The sequence below is a fragment of the Kosakonia sp. S57 genome, assembly GCF_016516575.1.
GTDB classification, from domain to species: domain Bacteria; phylum Pseudomonadota; class Gammaproteobacteria; order Enterobacterales; family Enterobacteriaceae; genus Kosakonia; species Kosakonia cowanii.
Map to the genome: position 1 here is coordinate 172745 of NZ_JACVUL010000009.1, position 19570 is coordinate 192314.

A 19570-nucleotide genomic window follows, 5' to 3' on the forward strand; every position below is an offset into this window, starting at 1 on the left:
GGATTGAAAGACGTGTTTTAACGTGGGTATTTCAGTAGATTACCCGATCAATTAATGGGTTCGCAGTGAGAGAAGGGCATAAGCTACTGTAGTCAGTCACAAAAAAAAGGTGCCAGCGACATCACTGACACCATCAAGTTATAACGGTGATTTATTTTTTAACTATTATAGGCAAATCATTGCGACTTATGTCAAATTCAGTAAGGTGCTGGTCTGGAACCATGTTGTCACGCATGAAGACGGGTCGCCATTACAATTGTCTGGCCCCAAACGGTCTTGCTTTGGGCTTTAATCAGCGCAGGTTTTTGAAAAAACGAACCTGCGCCAGATTTCATTACTGTAGACAAGCGCTCATTCAATAGTTTTCTAACAATAGCAGATCGCAGCGCAAGGGCCGATGACCCGGGAGCTCTGCTTGCGCAGTCGAAGTTCATGCTGCCTGCTGATTATGATCTTATAGGGGGCGCACCGTTTTTTCAGTCTTTCCTTCATCACTGTCTTTTAGTTTGTGTCTCGTGCTTCTGAATTGTCGAGGTGCAGCGTGGTCTCTTAAACAGATGCATCAGGAAGCAATAAGTGGCAGACAAGTAATGTTATTTCAGACTGGTCAACTTCAGCTCGAGCCAGTTGCGCATTTCCTCGGCAGGGAGTGGACGGGCATAGAGATAACCCTGAGCCTGATCGCAGCCATATTTTTGCAGAGTCTCGCCGGTCTGTGAATTCTCCACTCCTTCCGCCAGCACGATATAATCCAGCTCTTTCAGCATAGAAATGATGCTTCGCGCGATAATACGCGCCCCGGTATCCTGCGAGAGCCGGGAAATCAGGCTCCGGTCCAGTTTAATGATATCAATCGGCATACGACGCAGGTAACTGATGTTGCTGTAACCGGTGCCAAAATCATCCAGAGAAATAGGAAACCCGCGCAGTTTCAGATCTTCCAGCCCCTCAATTGCTGCGGTGCTTTCAATGATCCGTTCGGTTTCCAGACACTCAATGCCCAACAGACGAGTGGGCAGGCTGGCACGAATCATTTGTTCTTCAAGGCTGTCTGCAAAACCGGATGCTGAGATGTCGTGAATACTCACATTAACCGAGACGGGTATTGCAAGGCCGGCGATGTGCCAGCCCCTGAGCTGAGTAATGACACTGGCGATAACCCAGCTCGTCAGATCGGGTAGCAGGCCGGCATGCTCTGCGATAGGAACAAAGATTCCCGGTGAAAGTTCGCCTTTTTGCGGATGTCGCCAGCGAATAAGAGCTTCAATTCCTACCGGTACACCGCTCTGCAGGCAAATTTTTGGTTGATAAACGAGGTAAAGCCCGGGCATGTTACCCTGTATAGCCTGTCGCAGTTCATCCATCAGCGCAGGTGTAGAGGGCGCGTCTTCGTCTGCCCAGGTGCTTTCTGGTGACAGTAAAATATTCTGACGAATACGATGGTGTAATGCACTGACTGCCTTATTCAAAACTTCTCTGGCGGATGACTCTCCCGGGATGAATGTCTTACCAGCTGTGTGGACTCTGAACTCAACGGAAATTCCCGGCTCAAGCTCGGCGCTGACACCCTGTAAGCGACTGGCAACAACGCTGGCTGAGATTTTATCGGAAACATGAGTTAGAAGGGCAAAACGGCCTGTTGCGACCATGTAGAGTTTTCCGCACCTGAGCGGGCGCAGGCGCAGGGGCAGCATAATCGCCATATCGCGCAGCAGGTTCTCAATCGGTGTCATCCCTCGGGTGCGCGCAAGTTCATGCGCGCGGGGCATATCTATACAGTCAATCAGGATCAGGTCACGTTCGGCAATATCATTCGTTGTGGCCAGCAGCTGGATATCGCGTAACAGATGCAACTTGTTGGGCAACCCGGTTATGGCATCCGTCAGACCGGCATAATGCCAGGCTTCAAGAAACGACATCGCCAGTTCACCCAGCAACTGAAGAGTATCAATCTGCTCTTTTGTAATTATGTGGGGGCTGGTGTCCACTACACAAAGTGTGCCTAATTTGATGCCATCACGTGTGGTTAGTGGCACGCCCGCATAGAAGCGAATAAACGGGCTGGAAAGGGTCAGCGGATGCGCGGCAAAACGGGCATCCTGAAGGGTGTCCGGAACAATAAACGGGTTACCGCTGTCCACGGCGTAGCGGCAAAAAGAGTTAACCCGTGAAGAGGTCTCCAGACGAAAGTTGATTGCTGCCCGCACATACTGGTTCTCATCATCCAGCACGGAAATAAAACTGCCCGGTATTTTTAACATTCTTGCAGCTAACTGCGTGATTTTGCGCAGTACATCATCGCGGCTGTCATCCGGGTTGAGTAGTGCCTGTAACGCCAGAAAATGACGTTCTTTGTCGTCGCCGATATTGAGTAACATTGTTGCCTCCCAACCGGCTGTGGACGGTGGGTCTTAAATTGAGGAGTTGCTGAAAACGACAGGGTTGTTACAGCAGGATGGAAGCATACCGGCAGGCAATGTTAGCCAGGTGCAAATATGATCTGTACTGATAATATCTGTAAAAAGACAGGGTAATAGATAAAAAAAACGCCTTTTACAGGCTTATTTCCCCGACAAAGTTCCAGAAGGTGACAGGATTCTTTTACATATCTTCATTCCTTCTGAGCCTGTGAAATGTGGCGGCACCTTACAGAAAGCAGCATGAAACAGGTAGGGTGTGTCAGTGGTGCACGCCGTTGGTTTCGTTTTATTCCGGATAGCGCGACATACCATCCGGAGCACTGACCACCACCCCATTTCTGCCTGCTCCTTTCGCCTCGTAAAGAGCAAGATCAGCCTGGTGCAATGCGAGACTGAGATTGTCACCACAGTCATCAAGCGCTGCGACACCGGCAGAAAGGGTAAGATGGCCCGTAAAGGGGAATATCTCGTTAAAAACAGATGCGCGTATCCGTTCTGCCGTAGCTGCAGCGGCTTCACGCCCGGTATGAGGGAGGAAAATAATGAATTCCTCACCACCGGAACGGCTCACAATATCGCAGCTCCGGCATAAATTCAGTAATTTATTACTGAGAGCAACCAGTACCGCATCTCCTCCGGTATGACCGTGATGGTCATTAACTCTTTTGAAATAATCGATGTCAATGGCGACGATGCTGTGATTACCTGAGAGAAGATAACCATTGACCTGTGAACTGAAACCTTTGCGGTTATACAGGCCGGTAAGAGGATCTTTCATGGCTTCCTCACTGAGGACGCTCACCCGGCGGGTTATTAGCTTGAGATGGTGGCTGACAGACTCCCGCAGCCGTTCCGCTTCCTGATAGCCCGGATTAAGCATTGCGAGTTGCCGGAGCGTGCCTTCACTGTCACTGGTACGGGTGAACTCAGCAAGTTTTTCAAGAGGTGCAGAAAGCCGTGCTGAGAAATACGTTACAATGGCCACAGTAAGAGCAATGATGGCGAGTGTAAACCAGCCTGCATTAAGAGCGCTCCGGTACAGGATATGCGAGACACTGTCGGATGTGCCGGATATCAGGACGCGCCAGTCGGCCTGGTTCAGGCTGGCGAACCCGATGAGTCCCGCCCTGCTGCTGGTATCCACGAAATGCCCGCTTCGGGCGGTGGCCAGACGTTCAAGCAACGCAGGATCAGACTGGATATGTGTACCAACCAGAGCCTGCTTCTGACTGAAAATTATGCGTTCATCTTTGGTTACCACACTCACTTCGGTCTGTTTACCGTAAAAATGTTGACTCAGTATTTCACTGAGCATACTTTGTTTTTTTAGATAAATGGTGCCCCCGATGTAACCGAGATACTCACCATCAGTTGAAAATAACGGCTGGGAAAGGAATACGACGTAATTACCAGCTGCGGAAACAAAGGGTTCCGATATGAATGCGTTTTTTTCTTTTATCGCCCGTTTGCTTGCAGCAGAGCTGAGCCTGACGCCTATAAGATCCAGACTTTCCGGTGAGGTAGCGGCGATGACAGCATCAGCGTTAACAATAACAACCGAATTGAAAAAACCTGACTGCAGCCGCAGTCGTTCGGTTTCCTGAACCAGCCGGGGTTTATCATTTAGCTGTGTTATAAGGCTGGCGCTGTAGGCAAGTTCGCGTTGTGCTGTGGCAAGATATCGATCTGTCGTATCGGCCAGTTTCCGGGCATATGCGATATTACCTTCTAGGAGGCTGGCCTCGATATTACCTTTCTGAAAAAGTGTGAGCGATCCCAGAAGCAGCAAAGAAGTCAGCAGGATCCCGCCAACCGAAAGCGTCAGCATGAGGGTGCGAAGGCGGTATTTCCTGTTGAACATGTTTATCCAGTTATCAGCCATCCAAAGATGCGGCAGTTTACCAGTATGGTGAACAGAATATAGCCATCAATGCAGGGGATTTGTCAGGAGCTGTCTCGGGTCAAAAAAGGCCGAGGTAAATATTGTCTAAAATACAAGCAAGGCTGTCCAGAGTTACACAGCGGCCATTCCTTTTCGTCGGACAGTGGCCCCGTATGTTTTTTAACTGACGACAAATCTTCAATTAAAAAATTGTTGCGTCTGGTTCCGGGGTCAGCATCCTCATTCTGCTTTTTCTTCTCTGTACAGGTAGAGTCCTCAGACGCAAGACGGAATTAACGATACCATGTGTTTTACTATCATACTTGGCAGGCGGCGGGCGATTGACCTGGATGTGGTAATCGCCGTGCGTAATGAGGCGCCGGTAAATGATCTGCTAGAGATGCTCAGAGGCTAGTGTCACAGCAGCAGAGTTAGATACGAAAACGTCAGGAGTGGGTCAGAAGCATGTTGCACAACATATCCGGGCGGGAAGAAGCAGCACTGAAAAAATTCAGGCATCGAAAAACGCGCCCATGCAGACCGTGCAGGCGGTCGGCAAAACGGAACCAGAAAACTGCACGCCTGTCCTGGCGGTTTCGGGCTGTTTTGTACCACCTCAGATTTTGTGTATAGTCTTGCAGTTGAGCCATTTGACAGTAAAAGCTACCAGATGAATTTTTACCACAGACGCAGACAGGCTGCTACATGATGCAGGGTGAACAACCAGACGGAAAAGAAGCAAACTGCATCAAAATCATACTGCACACATCTAAAATATATCTTTGCAACTTATTGCAAAACAGACGTGTCCCGGCTAGATTGCTGAAGTTGTACAGTTAATCAAAAAAGTTGTACAACCTGCAACTGCACTTTGCAACTGGCCCGCTATGGCGGATTACGACGCTTTTTTAGCGAGTTTATAATGGCTAACTCTACTGCCGCATTATCCCTGGTCTCGCCCGGCACTCACATTGCTCACGAAGATGAACAACGTGTTATCGATGAAGTAACACTTTCATTAAAGGCTGAGAAGGATGTTATAACCAATAAAGACCTGATGCTCGCCCTTATCAGTCGCCTCGAAACGGAAACCGATGTCGTGCAGAACGACATTTTACGTAATGCGCTCGAGATAATTGTTCATATCACACTGGAAGATTTGTAAGTTTTCCTGATCTGCCAGATATTGCCTCCGTCAGTCGGAGGCTTTTTTTAGTCAGGATTAATGGAGGATAGCAGCTATGTCCGGGTACCTGTGATATGTGCCTGTCCCGGTCAACTCTTTGTCCCTCATGGTTGCTTTTTCCCTTGAGCTGACTGCTATGGCTGACTTTACATCGGTGATAGCCAGGGTACAGGCGCTCACTTGTTCTGTGCTGAAAGCGTTCATCTTAAAATCCATCAGTACTTTCAGCACAGAAGCCAGGGTAATGTCCTCCTTCCTGTCCATTAAAATCATTACCGCCCGTCCGATTAGTTTGCCGGAATCCCTTTCTGTATCAGCTCTTCCCATGCTTAATGTCTCCTGCCCGTAACTAAACCAGTACTCTTTAAGGATGAATTTAACCAGGAATATTCCACGAGTCACAAGTATGGTTCAGCATGATTGTTAATACAAAACTTTACCGCCCGCCGACCAGCAACTTTCTCCTGAGCATTATGCTTTGTCGGTGTCGAATAATGTTCACATGCGCGGTTACCGGGCGGCAAAACAGCATACTGAGTTGCAAAAATTGATCTGACATCCTTTCAGGAAAATCTATGCAGGAAAAAGGCACATTCACTGTCCAGAAAGACAAAGATGATTAGCGGTAAAGAAACACAAAGTAGTTACAACAGTCATATTTGTGCTCTTTGATCCCACAGCATGACACACCAGCGCCAACATTGAGGCAACGATAAATAGCAATAACTCATCAGACCCGCGCAAAGGCTGTCAGGCAGGACTGCTCCCGTATGCGGGCATTTCAGTACCGGTTCAGACCCCGGCAAGATATCGTGATTAAGCACCTGGTTATCAGGGTGAGCCCTGTCACTAGACAGTGACTATCTCTCACCTATGTATAATGTATAATATATTGTACTTTCATCGTGGGTTATGTCTGAGTTTCCTTATTACCACTTCCGGTCCTGCTGCCGGGCAGCGTAACAAACTTATCTGTTTTCAGCCGGCCAGGCACAATGGCTTCTGAAAGGCACAGTGTAATCAGTCTGGTATAACGTCTGCGCAGACAGTCACCCGGCCAGAAGCAAAAAATCATCAATTGAAACTATTGCAGCTAAATATAATGAATTCATGAAACATTGCCGATAACCGGAGAAGTAATCATTTTATCCGGCATCTGTGATGCGGCGTATCCACTCAGAGGGATTTTTTACACCCGAAGCTGTTTTGTTTGACGTATTAATCCCTGTCATTAAATGCAGCCCCATGGGGGCACCAGGGATGCAGGTCCCTTTTTTGCGACGACAGGATATAAAGCTGAACCTTGATGAAATACGGTAAGCGCGATAAGGCCGTGGCAGATAAGGGCCTGTATAGAAACAGATACTCTGTTTTTTGCCGTTTTAAGCGTATGCTGAATCTTTATGTTACGGTTCAGTTAAAACGTCTGGTTTTTTCCCTTTCAGTCACCCGTGAGCGGCATCACCGGAGCCAGTTTATGCTTGTGAATCTCAGAGGTAATGAAGATAAGCGGAAGAGGGCCATGGATGCACTCAAAACGTCCGATGAAAGCAGGGATGAGGTGCTTGAAGAATTTGTCCGTCTTACCATCGACTCACTGGGGATCTCCGGAAGCTTTATTTCTTTCATTGATGAGAGCCATCAGCTCATCCGGGCTGCACACAATTTTGATCTTTGCCAGACTACACGCAGAAAATGCTTTCTGCCGTTATGTGATAGACAGCGGAAAAGTCATGGTGGTCCAGGATACGCTACGGGATCCACGTTTCGCAACACACCCTCTGGTGGTGGCACCGCCGGGGATCCGGTTTTATGCCGGTGCGCCCCTGGTTAACCGTGAGGACATCATCCTGGGTACGTTGTGCGTGACAGACACGGTACCTCATCAATTTTCCCGCAGAAAAATCATCAGGCTGAAAATGCTCGCCCGCCTGGTGATGGCGTTCCTGGAGGTCTGGCATTCGGCGGGTTTTACAGATGCCGCGACAGGCCTGCCAAACCGTCAGCAGCTGATACGCCGCCTGGAAACACTCCATCAGGATACTCACAGCCTCTTAAGACTTACTTTAGTAGACTGCATTGATATCCCCCGCGCTTATGAGCTGGCCCGAGCGCTGGGTATGGCGCCGGTGGAGGCGATGCTGCGTGATGCGGGGTTACTACTTCGGGAGAGACTGTCGCTGCAGCCTGCTGATATAATCTATACGGTTGACGTGGGTCGCTACGCTATTCTTGCACCAGCCAGTGACCGCTTTTCTGCAAAATATGTAGCGAGCATGCTGCACGACTTCAGTGTCCATCCCAGGAACGGGATGGCCATGAACCTGTCAATCCACACCGGTGAAGTCTGTTTTGTGCCGGCATCACTGTCACCTCAGGAGAGCCTGAGGCGTGCAGTCAGTGCACTGCATGATGCCATCAACAAGAACGTGGATGCGCAGGAGTTTGATGAACTCAGCGACGCCCGCCTTAACAGCGACTTCATCCTCATGAATGATCTGGATGCCGCGCTGCGGAGCAACACCGGCGGGTTGTATCTGGTGTATCAGCCCAAAGTATCACTGACCACCGGTCAGACAGTCAGTCTGGAGGCGCTGATCCGCTGGCATCATCCAGAAAGAGGCGAACTTTCTCCGGCGGAGTTCCTGCCTGTTGCACATTTCTCGGGCCTGATGCACCGCCTGACCGACTGGGTGGTGGACAAAGCCGTGCACCAGCTGACAGTCTGGTCTGCCAGACTACCGCGACTCCCTGTATCGGTTAACGTCAGCGTCAGCGACCTTTCCCGCAAAGGATTTGCCGCAATCCTGTCAGAAAAAATGCAGGTTGCCGGCCTGCCTGCACACCTGCTGGGACTGGAATGCCTGGAAAACGAAATCGCTACCGAGAATACAGAGGCCCTGACCAATATGGCCAAGCTGCGGGAACTGGGATTCAGGATCCTGCTGGATGATTTTGGTGCCGGATACAGCAATATTGGTTATCTGCGCCGTATGCCTGCCGATATTATCAAACTTGATAAATCGCTGGTCGCCGGACTGATAAATGATCCCGGCAGCTGCATCATAGCCAGCAGTATCATTCGGATGCTGAAAGAACTGGACTTTATTGTAGTTGCCGAAGGCGTGGAAGATAAGCAAACCCTTGAACTGCTCAGGGAATACGGATGCGATGAGGCTCAGGGATACTATTTCTCCCGGCCATTGACTCCGGTAGCGCTGGAAAACTGGCTCGAAACCACGCAGTCCCGGAGATGAGGTGTAGCCAGTAAATCCAGTTCAGATGACCTGCGTTGCGTCATACACAGGCACATTTTCCAGTCCGGCCTCACACTGAAGGATCGGCAGGATATGGTGACCGCCAGCTCTGTCAGGCGCATCTCAGTCAGGCGCATCTCAGTCAGACAGTCGTGCCGGCGGATGCGGGTTTACAGGTGCACTGCGCGCTCTGCCGCATATCTGGTCCATCCACAATGGCAGATGCCGGCCGGAACATACCCCAGCCATTCCTTGTTGCCTTTGCATGGCACTTTAAGGGCGCGCGCGGCGTAGCTTCATAACCCAGCGCAGCCACAGCCAGCCGAGAACAAAGATTATGGAAGAGGCGAGTTATGAACTTAATCTGCGACTGTGGAACATGACAAAAGACAAACTGTGCCGGAGATCCGCCAGTTCAGAAAATACGGAACATACGAACATGCAGTTACTGGAAGCTTACCGGCGCGCAGACGAATTGAAAGAAGTAACAAGCAAAATGGAAAACAGAATTGATTAATTTTTGACCAATTCCTTTTTTTCACTGCCGGCGCGGGCGGCGGACCGTTATCCACAGGTTTATGCTCGGTCTGTGCAACCTGTCGGTGGAAAAAACCGCCGCTACGGACCCCGTACAATCACATGAAGTCCGGCACGATGTTTTTTGTAGCGTCAGCGGTTAATATTTGCCCGGAGCTCACCATATGGATATAATTAAATATCCATATGGAGGCATCTCATGAAAACATTTAACTTTTCCACGATTCAGGCCAGGCCACCCCGCTTATGGCAGGCGGCAGGGTTAAACACTTCGGACGGAGTTGCATTAGTGGGCCAGATTAATGATGGCCTAGATGGCAGGGTCGCTACCGTAATCGCTGACTGGGCAAAGATGACGCAGAATGACCTGCGCAAAATGTCAGGCATACCACCCACGACGTATGGACGGGGCCTGAAAGCGCGATTCAGTCCAGATCAGAGCGAACGACTGGTTCGCATCATCCGTGTCATTGATCGGGCTGTTGACCTGTTTGAAGGGGACAAGGAGGAAGCCCAGAAATGGCTGAAGGAACCAAACCGTGGCCTGGGCTGGAAAGTGCCAGCTGAGCTCATGGCATCCGAAACCGGGGCTTATGAAGTCATGAAGCTGATCACCCGTCTGGAACATGGGGTGTACTCTTGATTCTTTACCGGCTGACCAAGACAAAGTATCTTTCTACAGCCTGGACGGGATACGGAGCAAAAGAAGCCGGAGGCCGGTGGAACAGTGTCGGTACATCGATGGTTTATGTATCAGACGTGGCATCGCTCACCATGCTGGAAACGCTGGTACATCTGCATGCGTCACACATCATGGATTATTTTACGTTACTGCGGATTGATGTACCTGACGAGCAGATCCAGAAAGCAGACATGGGCGAACTGCCGGGTAACTGGGCTGATGAAGAAGCGCCATCAGAGCTGGCAGCATATGGAGATGCATGGTGCTTTACGGGTTCCTCAATAGCGCTGCGTGTTCCCAGTGCATTATCCCCCGTTGAATTTAACTATCTGCTGAATCCCGAGCACCCGGAATTTTCCAGCGTAATAAAGCATGCTGAAGAAATTCCCTTCAGATTTGACAGTCGGTTGAAACGCGCGCGGCCTTAACAGGTACAGGCGGACTGATGCGCCTTCAAAACGTCAGGCCAGCAGATTCAGGGATCGCATAGCATTTCTCCTGAGCGCGACATGGACAGTTCAGCTCCCAAAATCCAGTCGCTCCCTCGCCTTACGCAATTTTTCATCCCCGCGCCGGTCATATTTCTGGGTGGTGGTGACACTGGCATGCCCCATGGCATCCTTGACGGTAATCAGGTCTTCACCATTATCCAGCAGTGCGGTGGCGAAGGTCCTCCTGAGATCGTGTGGAGCACATCTGTCCAGGCCAGCCTCACGCTGGCGCACCTGCAGGATGTGGTACACCGCTTGGTCGGTCAGCCGCTCGTCCGTGAGGCAGTCGTGCCGGCGGATACGGGTGAACAGCGGCCCGGGTGCTTCACCCCGGACCTGGTCCACCCACAGCTCCAGGCGCTGCCAGGCACCGGCCGGGACATATGCCAGCCTTTCCTTGTTCCCCTTGCCGAGGACTTTCAGGGCGCGGTCGGCTGACAGGATATCTCCGTAACTCAGGGCCACGGCTTCAGAGCGGCGTAAGCCACAGCCGAGAATGACGCCCAGCAGGGCCGCATCGCGCACGCCTTTGCTGCTGCGGTCAGCCTCACAGGCACCAAACAACTGACGGATTTCCTTCCGGCTCAGGGCGCGCCCCCGCGGCAGCGCGCTGCCACGCACTGAACGCACGGCACGGATGTGCTGGTAATCCTCGACGCTCATCAGCTTCAGCATCCAGGCCTCGAGAGCCACCCCGCGCAGGGCAGAGAGATAGGTGTTGATGGTGGTCACCGCCAGCCCCGTATCCCGCAGCATTTCGGTGAGGGCGAGCACATGGTGCCGGCGCAGCGCCGCCCAGCTGCAGTCGGTCAGGTCCCGGGCACCGAGAATCCGGGCCACGGTGTTAAGAAACGAAGCCATGGTCTGCCGGCTGCGGGGCGAATTCAGGGAAATAAGGTAGGCCCTGGCCGGATTGACGGGGGTGACAGTGTCACCCGACCGGACCGGCAACAGGTCTGCTTCCGCGCCGGGACGCACCGGAGCAGAGAAAGGTAGAAAGTCGTCTTCGTCAGGTAAGCCTGGCATCGTGCCCCTTAACCCCGTTAGTTAAAAACCGGCAACCGCCGGCGAAAAGCCACAGGTGCGCTGCGTGAAATCTGGTGCCGGATGGTCTGCCCAAGAGTATCAGTACATCTCTACTTTTTCAAAGGTACATTTTAATAAGTAGATAAAAAAATAAGAATTCATTAATTGCTGCATCAAGATATGAATAGAAAGAGCTTGCTTTGCACTTCGATAAGATTAAATTCAGAGGATAAATCTGAATTTGAATATCTATTAGGAAAAGTGATGAATAAGACCCTTTTTGTTAACCTGAGCGATATACACGTTAAACAGAGCAATATGTCCAACATAAAGCCTAAATTCGATACTTTCGTAGCGACAATAAGCGGCATCAAAAAATTAGGCGATTACAATAAAGTAATCATTCTTGTCTCAGGTGACATTTCTTACAGCGGAAAGAGAGAAGAATTTGAGCTTATTGAGTGTTATTTTGAAGAATTAGCAACATCTTATGATCTTATAATGTGCCCAGGCAATCATGATCATGATTTTTCAAAATATGAATCCAACGTCGCAAGAAATCAAATATTGAAATTAGAATCTGAGCAGCAAGATGTGGAAACCATAGCAATTTGCACAAAAGGTTTAAAAAGTTATAATGAATTTGAGTCTAGTTACACTACATTTAATGCAGAACAGAGCACTCCATTATCAAAATCTTTCAAAATAATTAGTGGCGACAAGAGCATAAACATTGCCACTTTAAATACGGCTTGGTGTTCACAAATACATGAGCGAGGAGGAGATATATTTTTCCCTGTAAAATACCTCCCGGATACAGATAAAAACAATATAAATATACTTTTCTTTCATCACCCCCTTTCATGGTTTGAACCAGATAACCAAAAAGTAATAAGAAACAGTACGCGTGATGATTATTCTATAATATTGACTGGACATGAACATTTAAATGACAATTTTAAAGTGGTTGGCGAGACCAATTCTTGTCTAATGATTGAGGCTATGCCCTTTGATGATGTATGGGTACCAGACAATGGGTTTATCACTTTCGAACTTGATAACAATGATGTGAATATTAAAACATACATATGGGAAGATGGTAAGTTTGAAGTTAATGGTTCGTATAACAAACAAGATATATTGAAAAGCAATTCTATTTCTAATGAATGCGCTTCTGTAAATATGGATTTTTATAAAGGGCTGATTGATATAGGTGTCAATTACATACATCCAGATAAAGATGTGTTAGATCTTAATGACGTATTTATATACCCAAACCTTAAAATGCTGAATGAAGAAAATAAGTTTGACATGAGAAAATCTTCATCCGAATACATTTTGGGCAACGAGCACAAGAAAATCTTACTCATTGGCGATGAGTACTGTGGCAAATCAACGCTACTTAAGAAATTATTCATCGATGCTATTTCAAAAAATAATCTACCTTTATTTATTGAAGGTAATGCTATACGAAATAGTAGAATAGAATACGATAAAATAATAAATAGGCACGTTAAGAAACAATATGATGGACTAGATGGTATAAGCTATGTTAACGCAACAGCAACTAAGGTTTTGCTCCTTGACGGTTTTGATCTCGTTAAAGGTGATAAAACCTCAATTAACGCATTCCTAAAAACATCTTATGTAATATTTGATAAAGTAATAATAACTGTAAACGATACTTTTGATTTTAGTGGCAGTGAGCTACTTGGAGATAGTTATTTTGACTCGGAATATATTAAGTATGAAATATTAAAGCTTGGCCATCGGTTGAGATATGAATTAGTTAACAAATGGAACCAATTGAAAGAAGAGTGCCAGAATGAAAATGGATCGCTCATTTATAAGAACAACCATGCTGTTCGCACTATAACTAAGGTACTTGGTAAAAACTACGTACCATCAACACCATTTTTTCTACTTACATTGCTGCAGTCAATGGAAAGCGGTAATGCTTTAGAAGTAAGTGCTAATACATATGGTTACTACTACGAATATCTTATTACTCAAAGCCTGGGAAACGCCTCAGTTAAAAAGGAAGAACTTGACGAGTTTTTCAACTATGTCAAGGAGTTGTCGTATTATTTCTTTGACAAAAACATTAAAGACGAATCTAAGCAAGCTCTCTGGGATTTTAATCATGAATTTTGTGATATATATGGTGTCAAAATAGATTTTGATAACAGATTTAAATTGTTAGTAAGAGCTAAGATTTTAGAAACAAAAGACGGCGAGTACTATAAATTTAAATATCCTTATGTGTATTATTTTTTTATCGCCAAGTATTTATCAGATACAATACGGTCTGAATCTACTATAACTATAATTGATAATTTGGTAACATCGTTAGGCCGCCGCAAGAGCATGAGCATTTTAATGTTCTTAACTCATCATTCAAGAGATGAGTCGATTTTAGATAAAGTCGTAACACAAGCACAAGAGTTGTTCAAAAAGTCTAAACCCACAACATTAGAATTAGATTCAACGTTTATTGGTTCAATCGTTGAGAAACTACAGTTTGATCCAGTCACCTATGAGAGTCAAAATCGCTTAGCTCTTAGAAAAGAAATAGAGTCAAGAAAAGATGATGTTGAAAATGGTGATACGCAAAACTACGAATCGTTAATTAATCAAGATATCGATGACGACAATGAAAACGATCGCGTTCAACCTAAACCAGAGGATAATGCAAACGATTTTCTCAAAGACATGAACTTATCTTTTAAGTCATTAGAGATTTTGGGACAGTTATCTAGAAATTATTATGGTTCATTAAAAGTAACACAAAAAAAGAAACTTTTAGAGGAAGCAATAAAAGCACCACTGCGTTCGCTCGATTACTTTTTCTCTCTTATCGAAGAAAATGCAGAAAGCTCATTAGAGATGGTAGAAAAAAGAATTTTTGAGAAATTGATGGATAAAACAGATGAACATACTGAAAAACAAATGAAAGAAATGGCCAAGCGGTTTTTATTTGAAATGATAACAAGCCTAAGCTTTTTCTTTATAACAAAAATCTCCTCATCCATAGGAAGCATCAACTTACAACAAGTTATAGACGATGTGTGTGATCAGATGGAATCTAATTCAGGGAACCTTATTAAGCTTGCTACAATGTTAGAACTTGGTAATGCCGTGTCAGTCGATCAATTACGAAGGTTTGTACAAAGCATGAGAACAAACCACCTTACTGACAGATTGATGAAGACTATTATATTGAATTACTTATATATGTTCGAAAGAACAGACAAAGAAGCACAGCAAATATGCTCCATCGCAGGAATAAATTACGGCCAAGTTGCGAAACAAATAGGTTTTGAAAAGTTGAAATAATAGCTGTGTGTTTTTTTAATTAGGCCATTATGATAATGGCCTAATCACCAGTTTGTTAAGTTAGGAGATATCACTTTTCCATCATGTTGTAGGCTAAGTATAGCTAACCCGACAGGCAAATTATTGTGAAAAAGGCTCCCTTTGAGATAGTGGATAAGAATACTATTCTACTGACTGGCCTACAGGCTACTCTATGCGGTGTCAGGAGCATGACACAGTAATCTTTGCGTCAAGCTCCTACTTAGTTTTTTATCCTAAAAATACCTAAAAGTTCTATACAGATTTTCAGCCGCTATACATTTTCTGAATTTTGGCAGCTATATGTAATGCAATTTTCCAAATGCATTTTACCTGACAACACGAGTTCCCGTGCCGCTTGTCTCATTGCTTTCAGGTCATCATGCTCCAGTTACTAGCTATCATTGCAGGGATGCCGGGACCTTTTTCAACTGGAAAACGCAACGCCAATTGGGTAGACTCTTCCAAGTATGAAAACCCTGTGGTGAGGCGTTTTCATTGCTACAACTCTGAATTATGAACTTATCTCAAATCAGCGTGCTGACCTGATCTGATGTCTTGTGGTGGGACGGAAGGTTATGGGAGACAGGTATAATTCATGCTTTTCGTCTGTACATGCGAGCGGGCGTAAAGCGCAAGGAATTCATTGATGGGGCGTGTCCGAAAGACGCCCGGGAGCAGGTGACGGCAGGTTTGCCGGAGCCTGAATGCAAAAACCCCCCGAAATCTGCATTCAACTTGGCGGAAGATTCAGATATCAGGGGGTCCAAAAGCAGGCGCAGCGCCTGTGAAGGATTATAACGCATGCACCACATAAAACAACACACGGCCGCCATAAGAAAAGGCCGGCGTGAATGACAATTTAAAACCACGCGACGACCGTCGCCACCGTGGTACCCATTCCACGGCCTGTAAATGCCCGGTACCACAGTATGTCCGTCCGGCACACTACAAAGCCCTCAGCAAAGAGCATGGCCGCGCCCTGCGCAACCTGATCGCCCGGAACAAGGCGACCGGAGAATGGGTTATGCGTCGTCGGGTCTCTGCCGATCCCCTCTTCACCTTCCTGCGACCGCAGACCGGCCGCAAGCGGGCATTTTATCCTGAACGGCGGAACCTGCTTGATGCGCTGTTCATCCTGTTCATCAATAAGGTCGATCTGGCCACCGGCATCGTAACTATCAACATCACAAAGCTGGCCGAAGAGCTGAGCCCCAAAGATGAACAGGGAAATGTTATCCCGGAGCTGGCGGTCACCGTCTGGCGTGTTTCACGCCTCATCACTGCTCTGCTGCCGTTCGGTGTCATTGAGGCGCCGAAATGCGAGTGGGATATCGTCAATAACTACCGCTTCCCGAAACATATCATCATCACCGACGCCGGCTGGCGCCTGACCGGTGTGAATATGGACAAACTCCGGGCCGAACAGGATGCACGCCTTGCCGCCATTCAGGACGGGCAGCTGGCACCGGGCGAAACCCTGAGCCTGAAAGCCGCACGCCGTCGCTGGTACGAACGCTGCCGGCACCAGACCATCCTGTCGCGCAGAACCCGCGCCCTCGAGGGCAAGCAACGCAAAAAACTCGCGGCGCTGCCCTTTGACGAGCGCAAGCGCCAGGTGTCCGAGGATCTGATGCGCAGCATGAAAGGTCAGACCGGCCATATGACACATCAGCAGTTCGAGAAACTGGTCTGGTCGCAGCTGTATCAGCTGGAGCTGGTCAGCCTGGAGCCGCCGGGAACATCGCCCCCTCACTAGCCCGCCGTTTTTAAACCTCCGCTTTGCTGCGGAGGCTTCCGCACGTCTGTCACAAATATCCGGTTAAATATTACGCAACACTCAGGCCTTTCCCGTTGCCGGCATGCCCCGAAAGGGCGAGTTATGGCCATCACTTTCTTTTATCCACAGATTTTCGCAAACAGGATAAAGCCCTTTCCTGCAACCCTTGTCAGGAAACGCGCAATATATTCAGGACTTCGTCCTTACTTATATTCATAAAAGATCACCCTTATTCACTGGATAAAAACGGTGGATAACGGGGAAAACTTAAAGATGCCTTCGCTTGCAGCAGCCTCACGGCTGCGCCGCTCAGAGATGAGCTTCCCCCCACCGCAGGCGGCGGGTCCCGTCAGCGCAACAACCCGGCCACAATGCGGCCATTCAGCCCCTGAAAAGCCGCGCCGCCCCGGGCCGGAGGCCCGGAACAGTGCCGCTTTTAAAGGGGATGATGTAACTAAAGATTTGAGTTGCTGCACGTAGTGTTGCGGTGAGTATGAGGTAACACGCTCGTAAGCGCCCTGACGGGACGCTAACGCGGAGATACGCCCCGTCTTCGGCAAAGCCTCGACGTGACCACTCCGACCGCGCACAGTAGGTTCTGTATCGCTTTTAGCGGGTCATGGCTTAGCAGGGATGAGGGGGTTGATAGCCACAGGCTATTACGTTGCCGGCTTCGCCGGGCGCTCCGGCGGATACAGGAACGGAGTCATCTTCAGCCTGATTTCCGCCGGCATGTGCCTGCGGCACATTCAGGGTCGCGCTGCGCACTGCTCGCGCTCCTGTTTATGCCTGTCACTTATAGAGCCATTTCCCGGATCTGACTGAGGAGACCAGCATGTCGATGGTTAAAGGAATTTCCTGTCCGCGCCGGCGGGGATAATAAACGCTGAGATCGACATCATCAGGATTCAGACCGAATTCACTGAACAACGTCACCAGTAGCTCGGCGGTGTCCTCCGGATCCATTTTCAGCGTTATGTTGAGGGAGGTTTCGCCAGTAAGCTCAGGTGCCCGGCGTGTCAGCCAGCTCCGGCCGCACCAGGGCTTTATCAATTCATAAATACACTGTTCGATGCTGTCTACCATAATTTGTCATCTCCGCGCGCTATCGCGTCATAAACCGTGATGGTGTTAAACATAATCTCTGACACATCCCTGGCCAGAATTATCCAGCCAACCACAGGGATGGCGCGACCGACAAAGGTGCCTATTTTACGGGTCATGTGCAGTCTGAGCGTGAACGGGGGGAGACCTACAAGAGTGGGCAGTTTTATACCTAGCGGGAATTTCCTGTTTCCAAACACTTTACGGGCGGCCTTCGAGGCCCGGGAGGTTCCTTTAAGCGCGTCAGCCGGTTTTGTTCGTGTGGTAATATTGCGCCTTCCACTGACCACAGCCACTATCGCCCCGAAGTCATCCACGTCCAGCTGCTCGGCGAACTGTTCACAGAAGATCATGAATAAAAGACCGCTGGCAGTCAGGTTTGACCTGCCAGCGTAAAAGTACGTCCCGTTTAACTCTTCAGTGGTGTCCATATAGTGCGTCCATGAATGAATACGTTGTACGATGTGCATTCAGTACACATTCATCATATCCCTGTGATTAAGGTCACCACATAACCTACAGATATTTTCAGATTTTTCCCTGCGAGCTAACATTCTCTATAACCAAACTGACCCCATATTGATTGGGATTGTTTCTGGTTTGATTTCGACCGTCCAATCAGCTTAGGCGCTGCCCTGGAGTACCTTGTCAGCTATGGTCGCTTGAATGAGTGCTGCCAATATTTCTGCCCGAATTTTTTCGAGCTGGAGCCATAGCCAGTAGCTTTATCGGCTGATTAGTGTGCTAAATAAGTATGCGGTATTTGCTTAATTCTTTTACGGTTTGCGCCATACCTTGCTTTAGCAGCGCTTCTAAATATTCATCAACCGACACGGGCGGTTTCCGTAAACTACTGCGCTGCGTAGTTACGGCCGAAAGCACAAGTGCACTATTTAAATCGAATAAATCCATAACAAAATCGTCAGGATGCAACGCTTCGATACCAAAGGCATCAAGAGCAGGTGCCGGAAAATCTTTAAGATTCAACGTCACAATGATTTCAGCATTGCTACGGACAGCAGCAGCGGCAACATGCCGATCATCTACATCAGGTAAATCAATGCTATCAATCAGAGGCTCAAAGCCGGTAACCATCGCATCAGGAACGGCTTTATTCATTAGCGTGGCAGTGCGTTTAATTTGATCTTCAGTTAGATCCGTTCTGTTTGCTAAAAGGTTACGTTGCCACTCATTTTCGATACTGGCTGACCATTTTGGTTGGTACAACCCGGTCAGCCCCAATCGAATCAATAAATCCCGTAGAAATGACGGGTACAGTACACAAGCATCTAAAACTACGGGATAAGGTGTGTGGTTCATTAGTAAAGCCCAAGCTCTTGGCTTAGATCTGCCAACTCCTGCATAGCTTTATTGCTATCGCTATCTCGCTGATCCTTGTACTTCATCAAATCGGCGAAAAGCACGCGGCGATGGCGACCTGTTTTATGAAAAGGAAGCTTCCCATCTTCCAACAGTTTCACCATATGAGGGCGTGAAACATTCAGAATATTGGCGGCTTCCTGCGTGGTCAATTCAGCATGCACAGGAACGACTTGCACCGCGTTACCAAGTGCTAGTTCACCCAAAATCGACATAAGCAACATCAGTGAAGACGTCGGTAGTTCGATATGATGAGTTACGTTATTTGCATCTTGAATCGAAATTTTCTGTGTTTCCATTTTTGTGGAGAGGTAGGCGGCAAGCTCCCTTTGTCCACGCACAGCTGCCTCAATTTCCCCTTTAGCCGGAAGGCTAAGGCTATCAAGAATTGAGTTTGTCATTGTTTAGTATTCCAATTGTTTAGGTTTTACGGTTTCGGTTTACGGTTCAGCTTTACGGTTTCAGTTCTAC

General features: G+C 48.0%; 14 protein-coding genes. 6 read left to right on the forward strand and 8 right to left on the reverse strand.

The genetic code is table 11. The features are described from left to right. Positions 1–593 precede the first annotated feature (593 nt). The gene (locus IAE48_RS11315; RefSeq protein WP_200134421.1) at positions 594–2378 is read right to left on the reverse strand and encodes an EAL domain-containing protein; all 1785 of its coding nucleotides are present in this window, start codon (positions 2376–2378) and stop codon (positions 594–596) included. 328 nt (positions 2379–2706) lie between these two features. Continuing rightward, positions 2707–4281: a sensor domain-containing diguanylate cyclase gene (locus IAE48_RS11320; RefSeq protein WP_200134468.1), complete on the reverse strand. Its 1575-nt coding sequence runs from the start codon at positions 4279–4281 to the stop codon at positions 2707–2709. Between the two features lie 943 nt (positions 4282–5224). Between IAE48_RS11320 and IAE48_RS11325 the strand changes: the two genes are divergently transcribed. Next, positions 5225–5467 (forward strand): biofilm development regulator YmgB/AriR family protein, encoded by a 243-nt coding sequence (locus tag IAE48_RS11325; protein ID WP_094420628.1) that lies wholly within the window; start codon positions 5225–5227, stop codon positions 5465–5467. A 57-nt stretch (positions 5468–5524) separates the two neighbouring features. On the opposite strand, the gene IAE48_RS11330 is transcribed toward IAE48_RS11325, so the two are convergent. Then, entirely contained in the window at positions 5525–5815 is a 291-nt protein-coding gene (locus tag IAE48_RS11330) for a hypothetical protein (protein ID WP_200134422.1), read from the reverse strand. 1238 nt (positions 5816–7053) lie between these two features. On the opposite strand from IAE48_RS11330, the gene IAE48_RS11335 reads away from it, so the two are divergent. The 3 genes from IAE48_RS11335 (at position 7054) to IAE48_RS11345 (ending at position 10392) form a co-directional block, all read left to right on the forward strand. After that, complete coding sequence (locus tag IAE48_RS11335; RefSeq protein WP_370569019.1) at positions 7054–8745, forward strand: putative bifunctional diguanylate cyclase/phosphodiesterase; 1692 nt, start codon at positions 7054–7056, stop codon at positions 8743–8745. A gap of 736 nt (positions 8746–9481) precedes the next feature. Continuing rightward, positions 9482–9925: an antitoxin Xre/MbcA/ParS toxin-binding domain-containing protein gene (locus IAE48_RS11340; protein ID WP_200134423.1), complete on the forward strand. Its 444-nt coding sequence runs from the start codon at positions 9482–9484 to the stop codon at positions 9923–9925. After that, positions 9922–10392 carry an RES family NAD+ phosphorylase gene (locus tag IAE48_RS11345; RefSeq protein ID WP_200134424.1) on the forward strand — a complete coding sequence of 157 codons (471 nt, stop codon included), beginning with the start codon at positions 9922–9924 and terminating at the stop codon, positions 10390–10392. The genes IAE48_RS11340 and IAE48_RS11345 overlap by 4 nt, the downstream gene beginning before the upstream one ends. Before the next feature lie 90 nt (positions 10393–10482). On the opposite strand, the gene IAE48_RS11350 is transcribed toward IAE48_RS11345, so the two are convergent. Then, positions 10483–11481: a tyrosine-type recombinase/integrase gene (locus IAE48_RS11350; RefSeq protein WP_200134425.1), complete on the reverse strand. Its 999-nt coding sequence runs from the start codon at positions 11479–11481 to the stop codon at positions 10483–10485. Positions 11482–11745: 264 nt separating this feature from the next. Between IAE48_RS11350 and IAE48_RS11355 the strand changes: the two genes are divergently transcribed. Continuing rightward, a complete protein-coding gene (locus IAE48_RS11355; protein WP_200134426.1) occupies positions 11746–14817 on the forward strand; it encodes a metallophosphoesterase in 3072 nt (1023 codons plus the stop codon). Positions 14818–15685: 868 nt separating this feature from the next. Next, entirely contained in the window at positions 15686–16594 is a 909-nt protein-coding gene (repA, locus tag IAE48_RS11360) for a plasmid replication initiator RepA (RefSeq protein ID WP_200134427.1), read from the forward strand. Between the two features lie 813 nt (positions 16595–17407). Here repA and IAE48_RS11365 read toward each other — a convergent pair. The 4 genes from IAE48_RS11365 to IAE48_RS11380 all read right to left on the reverse strand — a co-directional run bounded on the left by IAE48_RS11365 (position 17408) and on the right by IAE48_RS11380 (position 19500). Next, positions 17408–17701 (reverse strand): DUF1493 family protein, encoded by a 294-nt coding sequence (locus IAE48_RS11365; protein WP_200134428.1) that lies wholly within the window; start codon positions 17699–17701, stop codon positions 17408–17410. Further along, positions 17695–18150 (reverse strand): STM2901 family protein, encoded by a 456-nt coding sequence (locus IAE48_RS11370; RefSeq protein WP_200134429.1) that lies wholly within the window; start codon positions 18148–18150, stop codon positions 17695–17697. The genes IAE48_RS11365 and IAE48_RS11370 overlap by 7 nt, the downstream gene beginning before the upstream one ends. Before the next feature lie 313 nt (positions 18151–18463). Further along, on the reverse strand, positions 18464–19039 hold the full coding sequence (locus IAE48_RS11375) for a PIN domain-containing protein (protein ID WP_200134430.1): 576 nt from the start codon (positions 19037–19039) through the stop codon (positions 18464–18466). Beyond that, positions 19039–19500: a helix-turn-helix domain-containing protein gene (locus IAE48_RS11380; RefSeq protein WP_200134431.1), complete on the reverse strand. Its 462-nt coding sequence runs from the start codon at positions 19498–19500 to the stop codon at positions 19039–19041. Before IAE48_RS11380 ends, IAE48_RS11375 begins: the two co-directional genes overlap by 1 nt. Positions 19501–19570: the final 70 nt, after the last annotated feature.